17 protein-coding genes, 1 other RNA gene, 2 pseudogenes and 2 other annotated features are annotated in these 23146 nt (G+C 49.0%); of the genes and pseudogenes, 13 read left to right on the top strand and 7 right to left on the bottom strand.

Features of this window, described 5'->3' with window-relative positions; translation table 11 throughout:
• Positions 1 to 37: 37 nt before the first annotated feature.
• Genes agaE through agaZ form a run of 4 tightly spaced genes read right to left on the bottom strand, consistent with a single transcriptional unit; the run spans position 38 to position 3403 of the window.
• Entirely contained in the window at positions 38 to 847 is an 810-nt protein-coding gene (agaE, locus tag SF3170; protein ID NP_708932.2) for a PTS system N-acetylgalactosamine-specific transporter subunit IID, read from the bottom strand.
• Positions 837 to 1616, bottom strand: coding sequence for a PTS system N-acetylgalactosamine-specific transporter subunit IIC (agaW, locus tag SF3169; RefSeq protein NP_708931.1), 780 nt, complete (start codon positions 1614 to 1616; stop codon positions 837 to 839). Before agaW ends, agaE begins: the two co-directional genes overlap by 11 nt.
• Positions 1617 to 1626: 10 nt before the next feature.
• Positions 1627 to 2136: a PTS system N-acetylgalactosamine-specific transporter subunit IIB gene (gene agaV / locus SF3168; RefSeq protein NP_708930.1), complete on the bottom strand. Its 510-nt coding sequence runs from the start codon at positions 2134 to 2136 to the stop codon at positions 1627 to 1629.
• Entirely contained in the window at positions 2123 to 3403 is a 1281-nt protein-coding gene (gene agaZ, locus SF3167; protein ID NP_708929.1) for a tagatose 6-phosphate aldolase subunit KbaZ, read from the bottom strand. Before agaZ ends, agaV begins: the two co-directional genes overlap by 14 nt.
• A gap of 248 nt (positions 3404 to 3651) precedes the next feature.
• Between agaZ and agaR the strand changes: the two genes are divergently transcribed.
• Positions 3652 to 4476, top strand: a complete 825-nt coding sequence (gene agaR / locus SF3166; protein ID NP_708928.1) for a DNA-binding transcriptional regulator AgaR — start codon at positions 3652 to 3654, stop codon at positions 4474 to 4476.
• A gap of 51 nt (positions 4477 to 4527) precedes the next feature.
• On the opposite strand, the gene yhaG is transcribed toward agaR, so the two are convergent.
• Positions 4528 to 6099 (bottom strand): hydrolase, encoded by a 1572-nt coding sequence (yhaG, locus tag SF3165; protein ID NP_708927.2) that lies wholly within the window; start codon positions 6097 to 6099, stop codon positions 4528 to 4530.
• Positions 6100 to 6473: 374 nt separating this feature from the next.
• Between yhaG and yhaU the strand changes: the two genes are divergently transcribed.
• From yhaU to rnpB, 5 genes and pseudogenes are all read left to right on the top strand, one after another.
• Positions 6474 to 7808, top strand: coding sequence for a transporter (yhaU, locus tag SF3164; protein ID NP_708926.1), 1335 nt, complete (start codon positions 6474 to 6476; stop codon positions 7806 to 7808).
• 15 nt (positions 7809 to 7823) lie between these two features.
• Positions 7824 to 8594: a sequence feature (Similar to Escherichia coli K12 conserved hypothetical protein gi: 1789514 (257 aa). BLAST with identity of 99% in 256 aa. This CDS ontains frameshift. The sequence has been checked and is believed to be correct.), on the top strand.
• Positions 7824 to 8594 (top strand): annotated as a pseudogene (gene yhaF / locus SF3163). (Overlaps the previous feature by 771 nt.)
• Before the next feature lie 20 nt (positions 8595 to 8614).
• Positions 8615 to 9514, top strand: coding sequence for a 2-hydroxy-3-oxopropionate reductase (gene yhaE, locus SF3162; RefSeq protein NP_708925.3), 900 nt, complete (start codon positions 8615 to 8617; stop codon positions 9512 to 9514).
• A 15-nt stretch (positions 9515 to 9529) separates the two neighbouring features.
• On the top strand, positions 9530 to 10756 hold the full coding sequence (yhaD, locus tag SF3161) for a hypothetical protein (RefSeq protein ID NP_708924.3): 1227 nt from the start codon (positions 9530 to 9532) through the stop codon (positions 10754 to 10756).
• 32 nt (positions 10757 to 10788) lie between these two features.
• Positions 10789 to 11165: RNase P, RNA component (gene rnpB, locus SF4561), an RNA gene on the top strand.
• Positions 11166 to 11774: 609 nt separating this feature from the next.
• Positions 11775 to 12952, bottom strand: a sequence feature (Similar to Escherichia coli K12 conserved hypothetical protein gi: 1789509 (396 aa). BLAST with identity of 96% in 393 aa. This CDS contains an in-frame stop codon. The sequence has been checked and is believed to be correct.).
• Here rnpB and yhaC read toward each other — a convergent pair.
• Both yhaC and tdcR read right to left on the bottom strand, forming a co-directional pair.
• Positions 11775 to 12952: pseudogene (gene yhaC / locus SF3160) on the bottom strand. It overlaps the preceding feature by 1178 nt.
• Before the next feature lie 817 nt (positions 12953 to 13769).
• The gene (gene tdcR, locus SF3159) at positions 13770 to 14114 is read right to left on the bottom strand and encodes a DNA-binding transcriptional activator TdcR (RefSeq protein NP_708923.1); all 345 of its coding nucleotides are present in this window, start codon (positions 14112 to 14114) and stop codon (positions 13770 to 13772) included.
• Between the two features lie 189 nt (positions 14115 to 14303).
• Between tdcR and tdcA the strand changes: the two genes are divergently transcribed.
• The 7 genes from tdcA (at position 14304) to SF3152 (ending at position 23084) form a co-directional block, all read left to right on the top strand.
• On the top strand, positions 14304 to 15242 hold the full coding sequence (gene tdcA, locus SF3158) for a DNA-binding transcriptional activator TdcA (protein NP_708922.1): 939 nt from the start codon (positions 14304 to 14306) through the stop codon (positions 15240 to 15242).
• Between the two features lie 98 nt (positions 15243 to 15340).
• Positions 15341 to 16330, top strand: a complete 990-nt coding sequence (gene tdcB, locus SF3157) for a threonine dehydratase (RefSeq protein ID NP_708921.1) — start codon at positions 15341 to 15343, stop codon at positions 16328 to 16330.
• Between the two features lie 21 nt (positions 16331 to 16351).
• Positions 16352 to 17683, top strand: a complete 1332-nt coding sequence (gene tdcC, locus SF3156; RefSeq protein ID NP_708920.1) for a threonine/serine transporter TdcC — start codon at positions 16352 to 16354, stop codon at positions 17681 to 17683.
• 25 nt (positions 17684 to 17708) lie between these two features.
• The gene (tdcD, locus tag SF3155; RefSeq protein NP_708919.4) at positions 17709 to 18917 is read left to right on the top strand and encodes a kinase; all 1209 of its coding nucleotides are present in this window, start codon (positions 17709 to 17711) and stop codon (positions 18915 to 18917) included.
• 33 nt (positions 18918 to 18950) lie between these two features.
• Positions 18951 to 21245, top strand: a complete 2295-nt coding sequence (tdcE, locus tag SF3154) for a formate acetyltransferase 3 (RefSeq protein NP_708918.1) — start codon at positions 18951 to 18953, stop codon at positions 21243 to 21245.
• A gap of 13 nt (positions 21246 to 21258) precedes the next feature.
• Positions 21259 to 21648, top strand: coding sequence for an endoribonuclease L-PSP (gene yhaR / locus SF3153; RefSeq protein ID NP_708917.2), 390 nt, complete (start codon positions 21259 to 21261; stop codon positions 21646 to 21648).
• A gap of 71 nt (positions 21649 to 21719) precedes the next feature.
• A complete protein-coding gene (locus tag SF3152; protein NP_708916.2) occupies positions 21720 to 23084 on the top strand; it encodes an L-serine dehydratase TdcG in 1365 nt (454 codons plus the stop codon).
• Positions 23085 to 23146: the final 62 nt, after the last annotated feature.

Below are 23146 nucleotides of genomic sequence, written 5' to 3'. Positions count from 1 at the left end.
CTAGAACCACGGTAACCGCAATCAGGCGCAGCGGACTCTAGCCGCGGCGTACCAGCCAGAACATGGTCAGGGTGTAGACCAGCGGTAAGAAGGCAGGCATCAGTTTGTCGATAACATCAGCCTGTAACTTAACTACTGCGTCGCCCGCCGTGATTTCCAGCGTGGTGCTTAAACGAACATAGGTTGCCACCAGTGCGCCGATTACCGTCATTCCAACGATTGACGCAGCATGGCCGACTTTTTTGGTATTCGCTTTAATAAGGGGAATCGCCGCCACGCCCATGCGGTAAGCATAATGCGCCAGACCAAAACGCAGCCCCAAGTGTACCACGTTGAACAGCACAATAAAGACGACTGCGCCAAGAATAGAGCCTTGTAGCGCGAGGCTTGCGCCTATCCCGCCACAAATCGGCAGTAGCGTTAGCCAGAACATCGCATCGCCAATCCCGCCAAGCGGCGCACCGACGGCAATTTTGGTGCTCTGAATACTGTTAACGTCCTGCTTAGAACGCTCCATCGCAAGGATAATGCCGATAACAAACGTCACCAGAAACGGATGGGTATTGAAGAAACCCATATGCCCCTTCATGGCGCGCGCCAGGTCGCGTTTATTAGTGTGGATCTTTTTCAGAGCAGGCAGCAGACCGTACAACCAGCCAGAAGCCTGCATACGTTCGTAGTTAAAAGACGCTTGTAACAGCATGGAACGCCAGGCGACGCGGTTGATATCTTTTTTCGTCAGCTCCGCGGCAATGCTCCGATCTTCATACACGTTTTCATTGACGCCAGTCAGCAGTGTTTCTTCATTTTCGCTGACGTTCGGCAGGGTGGTTTGATTAGATGCCATCTTCAAATTCCTCTTTCTGTGCCGCAGGTTGAGTCGGTTCAGGAGATTTACGCAGCAGATCGATCAGCGCCATCGCCAGCGCGGCGGCAGCAATAGCCAGCACCGGTAACTTGAGCCAGGTTGCGGCAACAAAGCCCAGGATGAAGTAGGGTATGTAGACGTTTTTCATCATGATTTTCAGCAGCACGGCAAAACCGATTGCTGGCATGATGCCGCCCGCGACGCCGAGGCCGTCGATTAATCGTTGCGGCAGGACATCAATGATGGTTTTTGCATGTTCCGCGCCGAAGTAGATAGGCAGGAAAGCGCAGAGAAAATAGAAAGTGCCGAGTGCCAGCAGTGCCAGATAGTTCACGCGTTCAATGCCGCGAGTATCGGCGTTCTCCGCCATCCGGTCGCAGCGAGACATCACGCCAGACATCACCGAGAACAGGAAGGTAATCCCCATCTGTACTGCGACAGCGAAAGGTACGGCGACACCGACCGCGACATCGGGTTTCACGCCAGTAGTAATGGCAAACGCCGTGCCGACGATAGTACCGATAATCACGTTAGGCGGCTGTGCGCCCGCCAGCGGGGCCAGCCCCATCCACACTAGTTCCAGCGTATCGCCGGTTAAAATTCCGGTATGCAGATCGCCAAGTACCAGCCCGACCAACGGGCCGAGGACCACCGGGCGGTGCATATGGGTTAAGCCGTTAAACATATCTAGGCCAGCGATAAAGGCGATAATGCCCAACGCAAATGCCTGCAACAGGCTGATTTCCATGATGAATCCCTCAAAGTAATTTAAAGAGGTCCACAGCAGGCTCTGTCGGGACGCCCTGAACGAAGCATTCCACCCCAGCGGCTTTCAGGTCGTTAAATGCTGCGATATCGCCCGCATCCACAGAAACCGTTTTGGCGATTTGTTGTTTGCCATTGGCGTAGTGCATATTGCCAACGTTAATGCGATTCACCGGAACGCCACCTTTCACCAGCGTCAGGAAATCGGCGGGTGTTTTACAAACCAGCAGGATTTTCTGTCGATCGGCGGCGCGATGAATGTTGTCGATAACTTTTTGCAGCGTCCAGAAACGTACGGCGATCCCTTCTGCCAGTACCATTTCCATCAGGTTTTGTTGTACCGGATCTTCGGCAACCTCATCGTTGGCTACCAGCACCAGATTTGCCCCCGCAAATCCGACCCACTGAACGCCGACCTGACCGTGAATCAAGCGTTCATCAATCCGGCTTAAAACAATATTTGGCATAGCATGTTCCTCTTTGTTTTGCTTATTGGCCTTCACAGGCTGTGTGGTACTGCGCCAGGATGTCCTGAATATGGTTTATAATGAGTTCCCGTGGCGTCGGTTGCAGCTCGCCGGAGCGAACTTTCACGTACTGCAGCGGCAGATACTGGCTGATGAGCGGTAGCGGAATTGGTGAATCCGCCAGATTACGAACCAGATGAGCGAAAGCGTCATCAATCTGGCTGTCCGGCCAGTAATAGCGCACGCGATCTGAGTAGCTGTAACCACGCGCCAGACGACGCGCGTTGCCGTCACCGTGGTAGTGGCTTTGCCAGTATTCCGGGCGGTCGAGCATCACGTTTTCCAGCACCTGACGCAGACCGGAACAGGCTTTCGCTGGTACCAGTTCTTCTTCAATCGCCGCCAGAGAAAAAAGGGCTTCACGCAGGGCGAAGGTCAGCGCCGGGCCAACTTTCAGAATGGCAAAGTGGTCAATCACCAGCTGGCGCAGAGATTGCGGCGTTTGATAATCGGTAGAGTGCGCTTCGAAAATCAGCGTTTCGTAGTTTTCGACCATCTGGCTTAAGGCGCTCGCTTTGGCGGGCTGATAATCAATAACGTTGGTGTGATCGAATTCGACGCCGGGTTGAACCACCAGGGCAATAATGCGTGGCCAGATGGCATTCAAACCTTGCTTTTCAAAGGCGTGACGATGGGCTTCCAGCGTGGCGCGGGCGGCATCCGGCGTGGTGACCGCCAGCTCGCTTAAGGTTTCATGCGCGCCGCCAGGTACCGGCACTTCGGTACCAATGACATACTCCAGATCGGCTTCGCCAAAGTGTTCGCGACAGGTTTCTTCCGCCACTTTCGCCAGACGGGCGGCGCGTTCAGCCACGATGTCATCAGTTAAGGGAATTGGATCGTCCTGACAGGACATGCTGCAATCAAGGTGGATTTTTTTGAATCCTGCCGCAACGTAGCTTTTAATCAAATCATCGGCATTGGCCATTGCCTGAGCGGCTGGCAGGTTTTGCCAGCGGTTTGGCCCCAGATGGTCACCACCCAGAATCAGCGCATCCTGCGGGAAATTCAACGAGTCGGCGAGCTGACAAACAAAGCCGCGAAAATCGGCGGGCGTCATTCCGGTATAACCGCCGAACTGGTCTACCTGATTGGAGGTTGCTTCAATCAGTAACGGCGTTTGGTTTGCACTGGCGTAGCGGATTGCAGCCTCCAGCACCAGCGGATGTGCGGAACAAACGGCATAAATTGCATTTGTTTTGCCCGCTTTGTGCTGTCTCACCATTTCTGTCAGATGTTTCACTTTCCTCTCCAGTTCAGATTACTGCGATATTGATCTTTCGTTTTGTTTCAATTGATACTGCGTCATGGTGAGATAAAAATAAAACGAAAGATAATAGTTTTCTGATCTGATTCACAAAAGAAACGTAATGAAAGTCACTGAAACGAGAGTAGCTTGCGCCAATGGGCAAGGTGGGCTTGCATTTGCTTAATAGAAAGGCGTTAATAGGCAAAACGAAATGAAACGAAAGTTTTACGAAAGGACTTACTATGAGTAATACCGACGCTTCAGGTGAGAAGCGAGTGACAGGCACCAGCGAGCGACGAGAACAGATCATTCAGCGTCTGCGACAGCAAGGGAGTGTGCAGGTTAACGATCTGTCGGCATTGTATGGCGTATCTACTGTGACGATCCGCAATGATCTGGCGTTTCTGGAAAAGCAGGGGATCGCTGTGCGTGCCTATGGTGGCGCGTTGATCTGCGATAGCACGACGCCGTCAGTCGAGCCATCAGTGGAAGATAAAAGCGCACTGAACACCGCGATGAAACGCAGCGTTGCGAAAGCTGCCGTTGAGTTGATTCAGCCAGGTCATCGGGTGATCCTCGATTCCGGGACCACCACTTTTGAGATTGCTCGTCTGATGCGCAAGTACACTGACGTAATTGCGATGACCAACGGTATGAACGTGGCTAATGCGTTGCTGGAAGCGGAAGGCGTTGAGCTGCTGATGACCGGCGGGCATTTGCGCCGTCAGTCGCAATCTTTTTACGGCGATCAGGCTGAGCAATCGCTGCAAAATTACCACTTCGATATGCTGTTTCTTGGTGTAGATGCGATCGATCTGGAGCGCGGCGTCAGCACACATAATGAAGATGAAGCCCGTTTAAGCCGTCGGATGTGCGAAGTTGCGGAACGGATCATCGTGGTCACCGATTCCAGTAAATTCAATCGTTCCAGTTTACATAAGATCATTGATACTCAACGTATCGACATGATCATTGTTGATGAAGGCATTCCTGCGGATAGTCTGGAAGGACTGCGAAAGGCTGGGGTTGAAGTGATTCTGGTCGGGGATCACGCGTCTTCGCTGTGACTCAATATGCCCGATAAACGTGTGCTATCGGGCATAATACGAATTGAATTATCAGGTCACCGGTGCTGGGTTAAACACCGCCAGCTGGTTATGCAGTCCCCATTGATCCGAGAAGGTTTTCTTCTTCCCGCTGGCGACGTCGAGAATAAAGTGGAACAACTTCCAGCCCTCCTCTTCAATAGTTTCTTCGCCGGTAGCGATGGTGCCCGCATTAATATCCATTAAATCAAACCAGCGGTTCGCCAGCTCGGTGCGGGGTGCCATTTTAATGACGGGTACCGCCATCAGGCCGTACGGCGTACCACGACCGGTCGTAAACACTTGCACGGTGATACCCGAAGCCACCTGTTGCGTGCCACAGACAAAATCGCTGGCTGGCGTCGCGGCGTAAATTAATCCGCGTTTAGTCGGGCGTTGACCGGGCGACAGCACTTCAACAATTGCACTTTTGCCCGATTTAGCAATGGAGCCGAGCGCTTTCTCTACCACGTTTGCCAGACCGCCTTTCTTGTTGCCCGGCGAAGGGTTGGCGCTGCGGTCGGTTTTTCCCATATTGAGATAGTTATCGTACCACTCCATCTCCTCCAGCAGCCGTTTGCCGACCTCTTCGTTCACTGCGCGTGGTGTCAGCAGATGGATCGCGTCACGCACTTCCGTGACTTCTGAAAACATCACCGTTGCGCCGCAGCGCACCAGTAGATCAGACGCATAGCCAACCGCCGGGTTTGCCGTTACGCCAGAAAACGCATCGCTGCCACCGCAATGCATGCCGACAACCAGTTCTGAAGCCGGACAGGTTTCTCGCTGACGTTGATTCAGTTTTTGTAGATGGCGTTCGGCGACCTGCAAAATATCCTCGACCATGGACTGAAAACCGACATGCTTTTCATCCTGCAAACTGACAATGCTGGCGCTTTCTACTGGAATAGCTTGCACATCATCCGTTCCAGTCAGCAGGCGCTCAGGCTGCAACTTTTCACAACCCAGGCCAATCACCATTACTTCGCCGCCAAAGTTAGGGTTCAGCGAAATATTGTGAATGGTACGAATAGGTACAACTGCTGCCGGTGCGTTAATCGCCACGCCACAACCGTACAAATGATTCAGCCCCACCACGCCATCGACGTTCGGGTATTTCGGTAGCAGATCGCGTTCAATGATTTTTACTACATAGTCCACCACGCCTGCCACACAGTGGACGCTGGTGGTGATGCCGAGCAGGTTTTTGGTGCCCACGCTGCCATCGGCATTGCGATAGCCCTCAAAGGTGTATCCTTCCAGCGGCGGTAAGGGTTCCGGGACTTTGGTTGCCAGTGGCAGCGTGTGTAACGGCGGCGCTTCCGGTAGTACAACCATTGATTCGTCGATCCAGCTTCCGCGTGGGATTGCACGCACGGCGTAACCAATCACTTCGCCATAACGAATAATTTCACCATTAGCCGGAATGTCCAGCAATGCGACTTTATGCCCCTGGGGAATATGTTCAATTAATTCCAGCCCATCCGGAAAACGCGTTCCTGCTTTCAGGCCATTATCATTAACAATAATTGCCACATTATCTGTGTCGTGAACTTTTATATAAAACGCAGTTGGCGTTTCTTGTCTGATTTCGATGTTGGCCATTGTGCAATATTCTCCAGCCAGGGGTTATTAAAATGAGGACCTGGTCTCATTTAAAAATAAATGATTTCATTGGGTGAAATAAGAATGTCAGGAGTTTAAACGCAGAAATGTGATCAATGTCAATCATTTTAGGGATTGCAGTGCCGCCCGGCAAGGTAAAGCGCAAATCTGTGCTTTAGCGCGCAACCTTATGTGCATATGCTCAAAATAATATTTAAAAAGTATTAATTAAATTAGCATTTGCACAATGATTATTATTCTCGCGCTGCTTATACTAATTCCCGAGTTCATTGTCGTTACGGCATAAATGAAACTTATAAATAACACCTTCCCCATAATAATAAAAATCAGCATAAGTACCCGAGGTAAATAAAATGATTCTGGACACCGTTGACGAAAAAAGGAAAGGTGTGCATACCCGCTATTTAATATTACTGATTATTTTTATTGTTACCGCCGTTAACTACGCCGATCGTGCAACGCTGTCTATTGCTGGTACCGAAGTGGCAAAAGAGTTGCAGTTAAGTGCGGTTTCGATGGGTTACATCTTCTCCGCTTTTGGCTGGGCCTACTTGCTGATGCAAATCCCCGGCGGCTGGTTGCTTGATAAGTTTGGCTCGAAAAAAGTTTACACCTACAGCCTCTTTTTCTGGTCGCTGTTCACCTTCCTGCAAGGCTTTGTTGATATGTTCCCGCTGGCTTGGGCAGGGATCTCCATGTTCTTTATGCGCTTTATGCTGGGATTCTCGGAAGCTCCATCCTTCCCGGCGAACGCCCGTATTGTCGCCGCCTGGTTCCCGACGAAAGAACGTGGTACTGCCTCCGCCATCTTTAACTCGGCACAATATTTCTCGCTGGCGCTCTTTTCGCCTCTGCTTGGCTGGCTGACTTTCGCCTGGGGATGGGAGCACGTCTTTACCGTTATGGGGGTGATTTGTTTTGTGCTGACGGCGCTGTGGATCAAGTTGATTCATAACCCGACAGATCACCCACGTATGTCTGAGGAAGAGCTGAAGTTTATCTCTGAAAATGGCGCGGTGGTCGATATGGACCACAAAAAGCCGGGCAGCGCGGCAGCAAGCGGTCCCAAACTGCATTACATCAAGCAATTGCTCTCTAACCGCATGATGTTGGGCGTATTTTTCGGACAATATTTTATCAACACCATCACCTGGTTCTTCCTCACCTGGTTCCCGATTTATCTGGTGCAGGAAAAAGGCATGTCGATTCTGAAAGTGGGTCTGGTCGCCTCGATTCCGGCACTGTGTGGTTTTGCGGGCGGCGTGCTGGGAGGTGTCTTCTCGGATTATCTGATCAAACGCGGTTTATCCCTGACCCTGGCACGTAAGCTACCGATTGTGCTGGGAATGTTGCTGGCTTCCACCATCATCTTATGTAACTACACCAACAACACCACGCTGGTGGTCATGCTGATGGCGCTGGCTTTTTTTGGCAAAGGATTTGGTGCTCTGGGCTGGCCGGTGATTTCTGACACCGCGCCGAAAGAGATTGTTGGCCTCTGTGGCGGCGTCTTTAACGTCTTTGGCAATGTTGCCTCCATTGTCACTCCACTGGTGATTGGCTACCTGGTAAGTGAACTGCACTCCTTCAATGCAGCACTGGTTTTCGTGGGATGTTCAGCGCTGATGGCGATGGTCTGCTACCTCTTCGTAGTTGGCGACATTAAACGTATGGAATTGCAGAAATAAGCAAAGGTATAAGCGATGAATAACGATGTTTTCCCGAATAAATTCAAAGCCGCACTGGCTGCGAAACAGGTACAAATTGGTTGCTGGTCAGCACTCTCTAACCCGATTAGCACTGAAGTTCTTGGTTTGGCTGGGTTTGACTGGCTGGTGCTGGATGGCGAACATGCGCCAAACGATATCTCCACGTTTATTCCGCAGTTAATGGCCTTGAAAGGCAGCGCCAGCGCGCCAGTAGTGTGAGTGCCGACCAACGAGCCGGAAATTATTAAGCGTCTTCTGGATATCGGTTTCTATAACTTCCTGATTCCTTTTGTAGAAACAAAAGAGGAAGCAGAGCAGGCGGTGGCATCAACCCGTTACCCACCGGAAGGCATTCGCGGCGTCTCCGTTTCTCACCGCGCCAATATGTTTGGCACCGTGGCGGATTATTTCGCTCAGTCGAACAAGAACATCACTATTCTGGTCCAGATAGAAAGTCAGCAGGGCGTAGATAACGTCGATGCCATTGCCGCTACCGAAGGCGTAGACGGCATCTTCGTCGGCCCCAGCGATCTGGCCGCGGCATTAGGCCATCTCGGCAATGCATCACACCCGGATGTACAAAAAGCAATTCAGCACATTTTTAACCGTGCCAGCGCGCACGGCAAACCCAGCGGTATCCTCGCGCCGGTCGAAGCCGATGCGCGTCGTTATCTGGAATGGGGCGCGACGTTTGTGGCTGTCGGCAGCGATCTCGGCGTCTTCCGCTCTGCCACTCATAAACTGGCTGATACCTTTAAAAAATAACCACCACCGCAACAAGAGAGATGATTGATATGACTATGAAAGTTGGTTTTATTGGCCTGGGGATTATGGGTAAACCAATGAGTAAAAACCTTCTGAAAGCAGGTTACTCGCTGGTGGTTGCTGACCGTAACCCAGAAGCTATTGCTGACGTGATTGCTGCAGGTGCAGAAACAGCCTCTACGGCTAAAGCGATCGCTGAACAGTGCGACGTCATCATAACCATGCTGCCAAACTCCCCTCATGTGAAAGAGGTGGCGCTGGGTGAGAATGGCATTATTGAAGGCGCGAAGCCAGGTACGGTATTGATCGATATGAGTTCTATCGCACCGCTGGCAAGCCGTGAAATCAGCGAAGCGCTGAAAGCGAAAGGCATTGATATGCTGGATGCTCCGGTGAGCGGCGGTGAACCGAAAGCCATCGACGGTACGCTGTCAGTGATGGTGGGCGGCGACAAGGCTATTTTCGACAAATACTATGATTTGATGAAAGCAATGGCGGGTTCCGTGGTGCATACCGGGGCAATTGGTGCAGGTAACGTCACCAAACTGGCGAATCAGGTCATTGTGGCGCTGAATATTGCCGCGATGTCAGAAGCGTTAACGCTGGCAACTAAAGCGGGCGTTAACCCGGACCTGGTGTATCAGGCAATTCGCGGTGGACTGGCGGGCAGTACCGTGCTGGATGCCAAAGCGCCGATGGTGATGGACCGCAACTTCAAGCCGGGCTTCCGTATTGATCTGCATATTAAGGATCTGGCAAATGCGCTGGATACTTCCCACGGCGTCGGCGCGCAACTGCCGCTCACAGCTGCGGTTATGGAGATGATGCAGGCACTGCGAGCAGATGGTTTAGGAACGGCGGATCATAGCGCCCTGGTGTGCTACTACGAAAAACTGGCGAAAGTCGAAGTTACTCGTTAATGACGTCGTGCCCGGATGGCGTATTGCAATCCGGGCCTGGAATCCAGGCCGAATAAGAGAAACGCCCTCCGGCGTCATGTGGTAACAGGCATAGGTATGAAAATCGTAATCGCCCCAGACTCTTATAAAGAAAGTTTATCTGCCAGCGAGGTTGCGCAGGCGATAGAAAAAGGATTTCGGGAAATTTTTCCTGATGCACAGTACGTTTCTATTCCGGTTGCCGACGGTGGCGAAGGAACGGTGGAAGCGATGATTGCAGCCACCCAGGGTTCTGAACGTCACGCCTGGGTTACAGGGCCGCTGGGCGAGAAAGTGAATGCCAGTTGGGGGATCTCCGGCGATGGCAAAACCGCGTTTATTGAAATGGCGGCGGCCAGTGGGCTGGAGCTGGTACCTGCGGAAAAACGCGATCCACTCGTGACCACTTCACGCGGCACAGGCGAGTTAATCCTGCAGGCGCTGGAGAGCGGCGCGACAAACATTATTATCGGCATTGGCGGTAGCGCTACAAATGATGGCGGCGCAGGCATGGTACAGGCGCTGGGGGCGAAATTATGCGACGCCAACGGCAATGAAATTGGTTTTGGCGGCGGTAGTCTTAATACTCTGAATGATATTGATATTTCCGGCCTCGATCCGCGCTTAAAAGATTGCGTCATTCGCGTCGCTTGTGATGTCACCAATCCGCTGGTGGGCGATAACGGCGCATCGCGCATCTTTGGCCCACAAAAGGGAGCCAGTGAAGCGATGATTGTTGAGCTGGACAATAACCTCTCTCACTATGCCGATGTCATTAAAAAAGCGCTGCATGTTGATGTAAAAGATGTCCCCGGCGCAGGAGCTGCGGGCGGTATGGGTGCGGCGCTGATGGCGTTTCTTGGTGCGGAACTGAAAAGTGGTATTGAAATCGTCACTACGGCGCTGAATCTGGAGGAACATATTCACGATTGTACGCTGGTGATCACCGGTGAAGGGCGTATTGACAGCCAGAGTATTCACGGCAAGGTACCGATTGGCGTCGCAAACGTGGCGAAGAAGTACCATAAACCGGTGATTGGCATTGCGGGTAGCCTGACCGATGATGTTGGCGTTGTACATCAGCATGGCATTGATGCGGTCTTCAGCGTATTGACCAGCATAGGTACGTTGGACGAAGCATTCCGCGGGGCTTATGACAATATCTGCCGTGCTTCACGTAATATTGCCGCGACACTGGCGATTGGAATGCGCAACACGGGGTGACAAGGGCGCGCAAACCCTCTATACTGCGCGCCGAAGCTGACCAGACAGTCGCCGCTTCGTCGTCGTCCTCTTCGGGGGAGACGGGTGGAGGGGAGGAAAGTCCGGGCTCCATAGGGCAGGGTGCCAGGTAACGCCTGGGGGGGAAACCCACGACCAGTGCAACAGAGAGCAAACCGCCGATGGCCCGTGCAAGCGGGATCAGGTAAGGGTGAAAGGGTGCGGTAAGAGCGCACCGCGCGGCTGGTAACAGTCCGTGGCACGGTAAACTCCACCCGGAGCAAGGCCAAATAGGGGTTCATAAGGTACGGCCCGTACTGAACCCGGGTAGGCTGCTTGAGCCAGTGAGCGATTGCTGGCCTAGATGAATGACTGTCCACGACAGAACCCGGCTTATCGGTCAGTTTCACCTGTTTTACGTAAAAACCCGCTTCGGCGGGTTTTTGCTTTTGGAGGGGCAGAAAGATGAATGACTGTCCACGACGCTATACCCAAAAGAAAGCGGCTTATCGGTCAGTTTCACCTGATGTACGTAAAAACCCGCTTCGGCGGGTTTTTGCTTTTGGAGGGGCAGAAAGATGAATGACTGTCCACGACGCTATACCCAAAAGAAAGCGGCTTATCGGTCAGTTTCACCTGATATACGTAAAAACCCGCTTCGGCGGGTTTTTGCTTTTGGAGGGGCAGAAAGATGAATGACTGTCCACGACACTATACCCAAAAGAAAGCGGCTTATCGGTCAGTTTCACCTGATGTACGTAATAAACCGTTCCGGCGGGTTTCAGATTGTTGAGTGCGCTTTATTCATGCCGGATGCTGCGTGAACGCCTTATCCTGCCTACAAAAGCACGCAAATTCAATATATTGCAGAGATGGCGTAGGCCTGATAAGCGTAGCGCATCAGGCATTTTTGCGGTTGCCATCAGTTTCAAACCCGCGTCGATAAGTTTTTGCTTTTGGTGCACAGGGTAAGATGAATATCTACGGTATTAATAATAGACTTTGTAAGAAGTTATTAAGTCTATATTGCATTTAAAAGGTCGTAATTATACGTATAGTCCTCTCTGGTAAAATATTGATTCTCTGAGTTATATGCTTCATATGTGTTATATTCCCCGACCTCAAAGCCATTGTCCGGAGAATTTTCGTCTTTCTCGAGGGTATTAACTCTTCTGAGCTAGAGTCTTCTATGTTTAAATCCATAGTATAATTAATTTGGGGGACGACCAGATAAGCATTTTCTTTGATATTTTCATAATCTTCAATGATTGTATCGATGTAATCATATGTTTTTTTTGATGAGAATTCTTTCATCTCTGGTAATTTAATTCTGTTCAAGCAATTGTTGATTTTCGATGAGCTTTTATATATTTCTTTTGTTAATTCATTTTCTAATTTATCTGTAAGAGTTGCCCTTGGTATAGATTTTATAATTGCAAATCTCATAATTTTTAATTGTTCTTCGGTAATGTCTCCAGGCTCATTTAAACAACTTTCGACAAACTTGATTTTTTCTTCAGAATACATATCGCTAATGCTTATTAAAACAGGCGTTATTTTTAGTAAATAATCCCAGGAGATTGTGGCGTTTTGTGTTGAACTAACAAAATTAACCTGAAACATGTTGGCATTAGTAAAATTTGTTGAATCCAATTTAAAATGATTTAGAATAGTATTAGCCATATGTTTATCTGTGAAATCATAATAATCTAAATCGACATTACGTAAGTCCAGAGAGGATAGATCAACTATATCTCCAGTCCCACAACTAAAGATTACGTTCAACCTCCTGATTTCATTGTAAATATCTTTTAATGGGCAATTAACATTGATATTGCCTGTAGATATTTCCTAGTTTTTTAACGGTTCATTAATGGTAAGTTCGCAGGTATTGTCCGATCGTTGAATAATTTGGGTGTTATAACCTAAAAAATCCAGACGAAGAGACGAGTCATTATAAAGAATTACATTTTGTAAGTACGCTAATTCTTTTTGAAAATCACCAGTGATAATGCATTTTCCACTTGGTTGTAACGCGTTAAGTAAAGTGACCATTTGAATAGAGGTCTGTTTTAGTTTTTCTATACCTGGTGCTAGTGCTTCGAGGTTATTTCCTATGGGGCTTTCAGGAAGGTCATTCATTTTTCGACGGACTAAATCACTACTAATATCATTACCAATTGATGAAACAGGGAACATTATTTTATCCTTTATAAATAATCAATAAAAATCATTATTAAAATGATCGGGTGAAAAAAAGAGAATTTGCCAACAATCTGAAGTAATGCAGGTTTTATTAAAGTGCCTAGGGGGTGTTAAGATGGCTTCTTTTTGGGTGAACTTTGCGCAATACTTAGAAATCGTCTCCTTAATACATTCCAGCTCTTTTTTATTGACGGCTGAGCAAGTACATTGTTCACCAAAAGGTGCAAAAGTGCCTACATCTAATGTTTGTATGATATAATCATCATGTTCTCCTGTAGAAATATCTATGATGAATGGACTCATATTTTCCGGTTGGATTCGGAATCATGACAGAAGGAACATCGCCTTGATAGAAATTCAATGCAGTAATTGCAGATAATACTCTCCGGAGTTCATTACTTATACTGTAAATTTTATTAACGTCATTGGTGGAGACAATTTCTGCAAACTTTCTTTTTACCGTCCAATAATCAATATTTCTATTGTGATTGTTAACCACTGCGTGCATTGGCGGGATTGAAGGGTGAAAAATATGTGCAATTGGGAAGCCTTTCATTGATGCCTGCCTTGTCGTCATGACAAACAATAATAGATGCTTATTTTCCTCGCACGACACTTACGCACTATCAAAAAACGCTCATTTACCCGGCGTTACAGTAAACGAAGCAACATTCTGTGTCCTACGCTGATGTAAAGCACAGTGAAAATCCCCCTTGTTGACTTCGTCTGACCTTATCGCGGCGACCAGCAATTATTCGTTTTGTGATCCTCAACACAAAATGCTATTCGTCGCCTATGAGGGGAGAAGAATTTATGGAAAACGATTGCATTCACAAAATGACGTCCTGTCAGAAGAGAAAAAGTTGACGTTAATCAATTGTTCGAGATGATCAATACCTGTATTCGAAATTTTAAAATATTGATAAAATAAATGTTTGTTCTCCAACAAATAGCGTGAAAAAATGTGACGTGCCGCAGTATTTATCGCTGAAAATGGTTTATTTATAATAAAATTTGAGAACTTGCTCATTAAATTTAACTCAAATTTTGCCTGGTAATTATCCGGTAATTGCTTGAAATATGGTCTCAGCCCCTTTTTTGTATTAACCACATAACGAATGATGTTATCGCCATAAAATATGGTTATCCCCGTCATTTTTTTTTGATAAAAATCAGGGTTTATGCTGATTTTTATGCTTTAACTTGTTGATATTTAAAGATGTTTAATTGTAATAACGATACCTTGGAAAGTAATGAAAGTTAATTTGTGAGTGGTCGCACATATCCTGTTTATTTCATTTTGATACACTTCATGCCGTCAATGAGGTAATTAACGTAGGTCGTTATGAGCACTATTCTTCTTCCGAAAACGCAGCACCTGGTAGTCTTTCAGGAAGTCATTAGAAGTGGCTCTATCGGCTCGGCTGCAAAAGAATTAGGGTTAACTCAACCGGCCGTCAGTAAAATCATTAACGATATTGAAGATTATTTTGGTGTGGAATTAGTGGTGCGGAAAAATACCGGTGTAACATTAACTCCTGCCGGTCAATTGTTACTCTCCCGTTCCGAATCCATTACCCGTGAAATGAAAAATATGGTTAATGAGATAAGCGGTATGTCTTCTGAAGCGGTGGTGGAAGTCTCATTTGGTTTTCCTTCATTGATTGGTTTTACTTTTATGTCAGGGATGATCAACAAGTTCAAAGAGGTGTTCCCGAAAGCGCAGGTTTCTATGTATGAAGCGCAACTGTCTTCGTTCTTACCGGCAATCCGCGACGGTCGACTGGATTTTGCGATTGGTACGTTAAGTGCAGAAATGAAGCTTCAGGATTTACATGTTGAGCCGCTGTTCGAGTCCGAGTTTGTGCTGGTAGCCAGTAAGTCCCGAACATGCACCGGCACCACCACGCTGGAGTCGTTGAAGAACGAACAGTGGGTGTTGCCACAAACTAATATGGGGTACTACAGCGAACTGCTTACTACGTTACAAAGAAATGGCATCAGTATTGAAAACATCGTTAAAACCGACTCAGTCGTGACAATTTATAATCTTGTTCTCAATGCTGATTTCTTAACTGTAATTCCTTGTGATATGACGTCACCTTTTGGTTCTAATCAATTTATTACTATTCCGGTTGAAGAAACATTACCTGTGGCACAATATGCCGCGGTATGGTCGAAAAATTATCGTATTAAAAAAGCAGCATCGGTTTTGGTGGAATTAGCCAAAGAGTATTCATCTTATAATGGGTGTAGACGAAGGCAATTAATAGAAGTTGGTTAGTTGTTTGTTTTTATTTAAACATAAATAATCCACCTGTCTGTTTTGCAGGTGTCGGTTACGGTTACCTACATATTTAATTCAGGCGAAGAGGTTTTATAATGCATATTACATACGATCTGCCGGTTGCTATTGATGATATTATTGAAGCGAAACAACGACTGGCTGGGCGAATTTATAAAACAGGCATGCCTCGCTCCAACTATTTTAGTGAACGTTGCAAAGGTGAAATATTCCTGAAGTTTGAAAATATGCAGCGTACGGGTTCATTTAAAATTCGTGGCGCATTTAATAAATTAAGTTCACTGACCGATGCGGAAAAACGCAAAGGCGTGGTGGCCTGTTCTGCGGGCAACCATGCGCAAGGGGTTTCGCTCTCCTGCGCGATGCTGGGTATCGACGGTAAAGTGGTGATGCCAAAAGGTGCGCCAAAATCCAAAGTAGCGGCAACGTGCGACTACTCCGCAGAAGTCGTTCTGCATGGTGATAACTTCAACGACACTATCGCTAAAGTGAGCGAAATTGTCGAAATGGAAGGTCGTATTTTTATCCCACCTTACGATGATCCGAAAGTGATTGCTGGCCAGGGAACGATTGGTCTGGAAATTATGGAAGATCTCTATGATGTCGATAACGTGATTGTGCCAATTGGTGGTGGTGGTTTAATTGCTGGTATTGCGGTGGCAATTAAATCTATTAACCCGACCATTCGTGTTATTGGCGTACAGTCAGAAAACGTTCACGGCATGGCGGCTTCTTTCCACTCCGGAGAAATAACCACGCACCGAACTACCGGCACCCTGGCGGATGGTTGTGATGTCTCCCGCCCGGGTAATTTAACTTACGAAATCGTTCGTGAATTAGTCGATGACATCGTGCTGGTCAGCGAAGACGAAATCAGAAACAGTATGATTGCCTTAATTCAGCGCAATAAAGTCGTCACCGAAGGCGCAGGCGCTCTGGCATGTGCTGCATTATTAAGCGGTAAATTAGACCAATATATTCAAAACAGAAAAACCGTCAGTATTATTTCCGGCGGCAATATCGATCTTTCTCGCGTCTCTCAAATCACCGGTTTCGTTGACGCTTAATTAATTCGTTGAGGATAGGATATGAGTACTTCAGATAGCATTGTATCCAGCCAGACAAAACAATCGTCCTGGCGTAAATCAGATACCACATGGACGTTAGGCTTGTTTGGTACGGCAATCGGCGCCGGGGTGCTGTTCTTCCCTATCCGCGCAGGTTTTGGCGGACTGATCCCGATTCTTCTGATGTTGGTATTGGCATACCCCATCGCATTTTATTGCCACCGGGCGCTGGCGCGTCTGTGTCTTTCTGGCTCTAACCCTTCCGGCAACATTACGGAAACGGTGGAAGAGCATTTTGGTAAAACTGGCGGCGTGGTTATCACGTTCCTGTACTTCTTCGCGATTTGCCCACTGCTGTGGATTTATGGCGTTACTATTACCAATACCTTTATGACGTTCTGGGAAAACCAGCTCGGATTTGCACCGCTGAATCGCGGCTTTGTGGCGCTGTTCCTGTTGCTGCTGATGGCTTTCGTCATCTGGTTTGGTAAGGATCTGATGGTTAAAGTGATGAGCTACCTGGTATGGCCGTTTATCGCCAGCCTGGTGCTGATTTCTCTGTCGCTGATCCCTTACTGGAACTCTGCAGTTATCGACCAGGTTGACCTCGGTTCGCTGTCGTTAACCGGTCATGACGGTATCCTGATCACTGTCTGGCTGGGGATTTCCATCATGGTTTTCTCCTTTAACTTCTCGCCAATCGTCTCTTCCTTCGTGGTTTCTAAACGTGAAGAGTATGAGAAAGACTTCGGTCGCGACTTCACCGAACGTAAATGTTCCCAAATCATTTCTCGTGCCAGCATGCTGATGGTTGCAGTGGTGATGTTCTTTGCCTTTAGCTGCCTGTTTACTCTGTCTCCGGCCAACATGGCGGAAGCCAAAGCGCAGAATATTCCAGTGCTTTCTTATCTGGCTAACCACTTTGCGTCCATGACCGGTACGAAAACAACGTTCGCGATTACACTGGAATATGCGGCTTCCATCATCGCACTCGTGGCTATCTTCAAATCTTTCTTCGGTCACTATCTGGGGACGCTGGAAGGCTTGAATGGTCTGATTCTGAAGTTCGGTTATAAAGGTGACAAAACCAAAGTGTCGCTGGGTAAACTGAATACTCTCAGCATGATCTTCATCATGGGCTCCACCTGGGTTGTTGCCTACGCCAACCCGAACATCCTCGACCTGATTGAAGCCATGGGCGCACCGATTATCGCATCCCTGCTGTGCCTGTTGCCGATGTATGCTATCCGTAAAGCGCCGTCTCTGGCGAAATACCGTGGTCGTCTGGATAACGTGTTTGTTACCGTGATTGGTCTGCTGACCATCCTGAACATCGTATACAAACTGTTTTAATCCGTAACTCAGGATGAGAAAAGAGATGAATGAATTTCCGGTTGTTTTGGTTATTAACTGTGGTTCGTCTTCGATTAAGTTTTCCGTACTCGATGCCAGCGATTGTGAAGTATTAATGTCAGGTATTGCCGACGGTATTAACTCGGAAAATGCATTCTTATCCGTAAATGGGGGAGAGCCAGCACCGCTGGCTCACCACAGCTACGAAGGTGCATTGAAGGCAATTGCATTTGAACTGGAAAAACGGAATTTAAATGACAGCGTGGCCTTAATTGGCCACCGCATCGCTCACGGCGGCAGTATTTTTACCGAGTCCGCCATTATTACCGATGAAGTCATTGATAATATCCGTCGCGTTTCTCCACTGGCACCCCTGCATAATTACGCAAATTTAAGTGGTATTGAATCGGCGCAGCAATTATTTCCGGGCGTAACTCAGGTGGCGGTATTTGATACCAGTTTCCACCAGACGATGGCTCCGGAAGCTTATTTATACGGCCTGCCGTGGAAATATTATGAAGAGTTAGGTGTACGCCGTTATGGTTTCCACGGCACGTCGCACCGCTATGTTTCCCAGCGCGCACATTCGCTGCTGAATCTGGCGGAAGATGACTCCGGCCTGGTTGTGGCGCATCTTGGCAATGGCGCGTCAATCTGCGCAGTTCGCAACGGTCAGAGTGTTGACACCTCAATGGGAATGACGCCGCTGGAAGGCTTGATGATGGGTACCCGCAGTGGCGATGTCGACTTTGGTGCGATGTCCTGGGTCGCCAGCCAAACCAACCAGAGCCTGGGTGACCTGGAACGCGTAGTGAATAAAGAGTCGGGATTATTAGGTATTTCCGGTCTTTCTTCGGATTTACGTGTTCTGGAAAAAGCCTGGCATGAAGGTCACGAACGCGCGCAACTGGCAATTAAAACCTTTGTTCACCGAATTGCCCGTCATATTGCCGGACATGCAGCTTCATTACGTCGGCTGGATGGAATTATATTCACCGGCGGAATAGGAGAGAATTCAAGTTTAATTCGTCGTCTGGTCATGGAACATTTGGCTGTATTAGGCGTAGAGATTGATACAGAAATGAATAATCGTTCTAACTCTTTTGGCGAGCGAATTGTTTCCAGTGAAAATGCGCATGTCATTTGCGTCGTTATTCCGACTAACGAAGAAAAAATGATTGCTTTGGATGCCATTCATTTAGGTAAAGTTAACGCGCCCGCAGAATTTGCATAATTTAGTTGAAGTATTGTAGAGAGATTATTTTTCATGAAGGTAGATATTGATACCAGCGATAAGCTGTACGCTGACGCATGGCTTGGCTTTAAAGGTACGGACTGGAAAAGCGAAATTAATGTCCGCGATTTTATTCAACATAACTATACACCGTATGAAGGCGATGAATCTTTTCTCGCCGAAGCGACGCCTGCCACCACGGAATTGTGGGAAAAGGTAATGGAAGGCATCCGTATCGAAAACGCAACCCACGCGCCGGTTGATTTCGATACCAATATTGCCACCACAATTACCGCTCATGATGCGGGATATATTAACCAGCCGCTGGAAAAAATTGTTGGCCTGCAAACGGATGCGCCGTTGAAACGTGCGCTACACCCGTTCGGTGGCATTAATATGATTAAAAGTTCATTCCACGCCTATGGCCGTGAAATGGACAGTGAATTTGAATATCTGTTTACCGATCTGCGTAAAACCCATAACCAGGGCGTATTTGATGTTTACTCACCGGATATGCTGCGCTGCCGTAAATCTGGCGTGCTGACCGGTTTACCAGATGGCTATGGTCGTGGGCGCATTATCGGTGACTATCGCCGCGTAGCGCTGTATGGCATCAGTTATCTGGTGCGTGAACGCGAACTGCAATTTGCCGATCTCCAGTCTCGTCTGGAAAAAGGCGAGGATCTGGAAGCCACCATCCGTCTGCGTGAGGAGCTGGCAGAGCATCGTCATGCGCTGTTGCAGATTCAGGAAATGGCGGCGAAATATGGCTTTGATATCTCTCGCCCGGCGCAGAATGCACAGGAAGCGGTGCAGTGGCTCTACTTCGCTTATCTGGCGGCAGTGAAATCGCAAAATGGCGGCGCGATGTCGCTGGGGCGCACGGCATCGTTCCTGGATATCTACATTGAGCGCGACTTTAAAGCTGGCGTCCTCAATGAGCAGCAGGCACAGGAACTGATCGATCACTTCATCATGAAGATCCGTATGGTACGCTTCCTGCGTACACCGGAATTTGATTCGCTGTTCTCCGGCGACCCAATCTGGGCGACGGAAGTGATCGGCGGGATGGGGCTGGACGGTCGTACGCTGGTGACCAAAAACTCCTTCCGCTATTTGCACACCCTGCACACTATGGGGCCGGCACCGGAACCTAACCTGACCATTCTTTGGTCGGAAGAATTACCGATTGCCTTCAAAAAATATGCCGCGCAGGTGTCGATCGTCACCTCTTCCTTGCAGTATGAAAATGACGATCTGATGCGTACTGACTTCAACAGCGACGATTACGCGATTGCCTGCTGCGTCAGCCCAATGGTGATTGGTAAGCAAATGCAGTTCTTTGGTGCACGCGCTAACCTGGCGAAAACGCTGCTCTACGCAATTAACGGCGGGGTGGACGAGAAGCTGAAGATTCAGGTCGGGCCGAAAACAGCACCGCTGATGGACGACGTGCTGGATTACGACAAAGTGATGGACAGCCTCGATCACTTCATGGACTGGCTGGCGGTGCAGTACATCAGCGCGCTGAATATCATTCACTACATGCACGACAAGTACAGCTACGAAGCTTCGCTGATGGCGCTGCACGATCGTGATGTCTATCGCACTATGGCATGCGGCATCGCGGGCCTGTCGGTGGCGACGGACTCCCTGTCTGCCATCAAATATGCCCGCGTGAAACCAATCCGTGACGAAAACGGCCTGGCGGTGGACTTTGAAATCGACGGTGAATATCCGCAGTACGGCAACAACGACGAGCGCGTAGACAGCATTGCCTGCGACCTGGTTGAACGCTTTATGAAGAAAATTAAAGCGCTGCCAACCTATCGCAACGCCGTCCCTACCCAGTCGATTCTGACTATCACTTCTAACGTGGTGTACGGCCAGAAAACCGGTAATACGCCGGACGGTCGTCGCGCCGGAACACCGTTCGCGCCGGGCGCTAACCCGATGCATGGTCGTGACCGCAAAGGTGCCGTGGCCTCATTGACGTCGGTGGCGAAACTGCCGTTCACCTACGCCAAAGATGGGATCTCGTACACCTTCTCAATCGTTCCTGCGGCGCTGGGCAAAGAAGATCCAGTACGTAAAACCAACCTTGTCGGCCTGCTGGATGGGTATTTCCACCACGAAGCGGATGTCGAAGGCGGTCAACACCTCAACGTCAACGTAATGAATCGGGAAATGCTGCTGGATGCCATCGAGCACCCGGAAAAATATCCTAACCTGACAATCCGTGTCTCTGGCTACGCCGTGCGCTTCAACGCACTGACCCGTGAACAGCAACAGGATGTTATTTCACGTACTTTTACCCAGGCGCTCTGACGCCGGAGGATGTATGAAAAAGATTATCGAAACGCAACGTGCCCCAGGCGCAATCGGCCCTTATGTTCAGGGCGTTGATTTAGGCAGCATGGTCTTCACCTCCGGGCAAATTCCGGTTTGCCCGCAGACCGGTGAGATCCCGGCTGATGTGCAAGATCAGGCGCGTTTAAGCCTCGAAAACGTCAAAGCGATCGTGGTTGCTGCCGGGCTGAGCGTGGGCGATATCATCAAGATGACCGTGTTCATCACCGATCTGAATGATTTTGCCACCATCAATGAAGTCTATAAGCAGTTCTTCGATGAGCATCAGGCGACCTACCCGACCCGGAGCTGTGTGCAGGTTGCGCGTTTGCCGAAAGATGTGAAGCTGGAAATTGAAGCTATCGCAGTACGTAGTGCGTAAAGCCTCGTGAGCGGGACGGTCGCAAGGTCGTTCCGCTCCACTTCACTGAACGGCAATCCGAGGGTGTGGATATGATTAGTGCATTCGATATTTTCAAAATTGGGATTGGTCCCTCCAGTTCGCATACCGTGGGGCCAATGAATGCCGGAAAAAGTTTTATTGATCGGCTGGAAAGTAGCGGCTTATTAACCGCGACGAGCCATATTGTGGTCGATCTGTACGGGTCGTTGTCACTGACGGGCAAAGGCCATGCCACGGATGTCGCCATTATCATGGGACTGGCAGGAAACAGTCCGCAGGATGTTGTCATTGATGAGATCCCTGCATTTATAGAGTTAGTAACGCGCAGCGGGCGGCTGCCAGTGGCATCTGGTGCGCATATTGTTGATTTTCCTGTAGCAAAGAACATTATCTTCCATCCCGAAATGTTGCCTCGCCATGAGAACGGAATGCGGATCACTGCCTGGAAGGGACAGGAAGCGCTATTAAGTAAAACCTATTACTCTGTCGGCGGCGGGTTTATTGTCGAAGAAGAACACTTCGGCCTGTCGCACGATGTCGAAACGTCCGTACCTTACGATTTCCACTCAGCAGGTGAACTGCTGAAAATGTGTGATTACAACGGCCTGTCTATATCTGGCCTGATGATGCACAACGAGCTGGCGCTGCGCAGCAAAGCGGAAATTGACGCAGGGTTTGCCCGTATCTGGCAAGTGATGCATGACGGTATTGAACGCGGGATGAACACTGAAGGCGTGCTGCCTGGTCCGCTCAATGTGCCGTGTCGTGCCGTAGCGCTGCGTCGTCAGCTGGTTTCTAGCGATAACATCTCTAACGATCCGATGAATGTCATCGACTGGATCAACATGTACGCGCTGGCGGTTAGTGAAGAAAACGCAGCTGGCGGGCGCGTGGTAACGGCACCGACTAACGGTGCGTGCGGCATTATTCCGGCAGTGCTGGCTTATTACGATAAGTTCCGTCGTCCGGTAAACGAGCGGTCAATTGCCCGCTATTTTCTGGCAGCGGGGGCTATTGGCGCGCTGTATAAAATGAACGCCTCCATCTCTGGCGCGGAGGTCGGCTGTCAGGGGGAGATTGGCGTGGCCTGTTCAATGGCAGCGGCAGGGTTAACTGAACTACTGGGCGGCAGTCCGGCGCAGGTATGCAATGCGGCGGAAATCGCGATGGAGCATAACCTTGGGCTGACCTGCGATCCGGTTGCCGGACAGGTACAAATCCCGTGCATTGAACGTAATGCCATTAATGCCGTGAAAGCAGTAAACGCCGCGCGGATGGCGATGCGCCGCACCTCGGCACCGCGTGTTTCACTCGATAAAGTGATCGAGACGATGTATGAAACCGGCAAAGATATGAACGATAAATACCGCGAAACATCACGCGGAGGACTGGCCATTAAAGTGGTCTGCGGCTGACATTGCTGTCAGCTTTCATCCTTGGGTGCACAAATGTGCACCTTTTTTTTGTGATCTGCCGC

Source organism: Shigella flexneri 2a str. 301 (genome assembly GCF_000006925.2).
GTDB lineage: Bacteria > Pseudomonadota > Gammaproteobacteria > Enterobacterales > Enterobacteriaceae > ECMA0423.
Note: the sequence above shows the minus strand (reverse complement) of the source record. Positions and strands in the feature narration are given on the sequence as shown.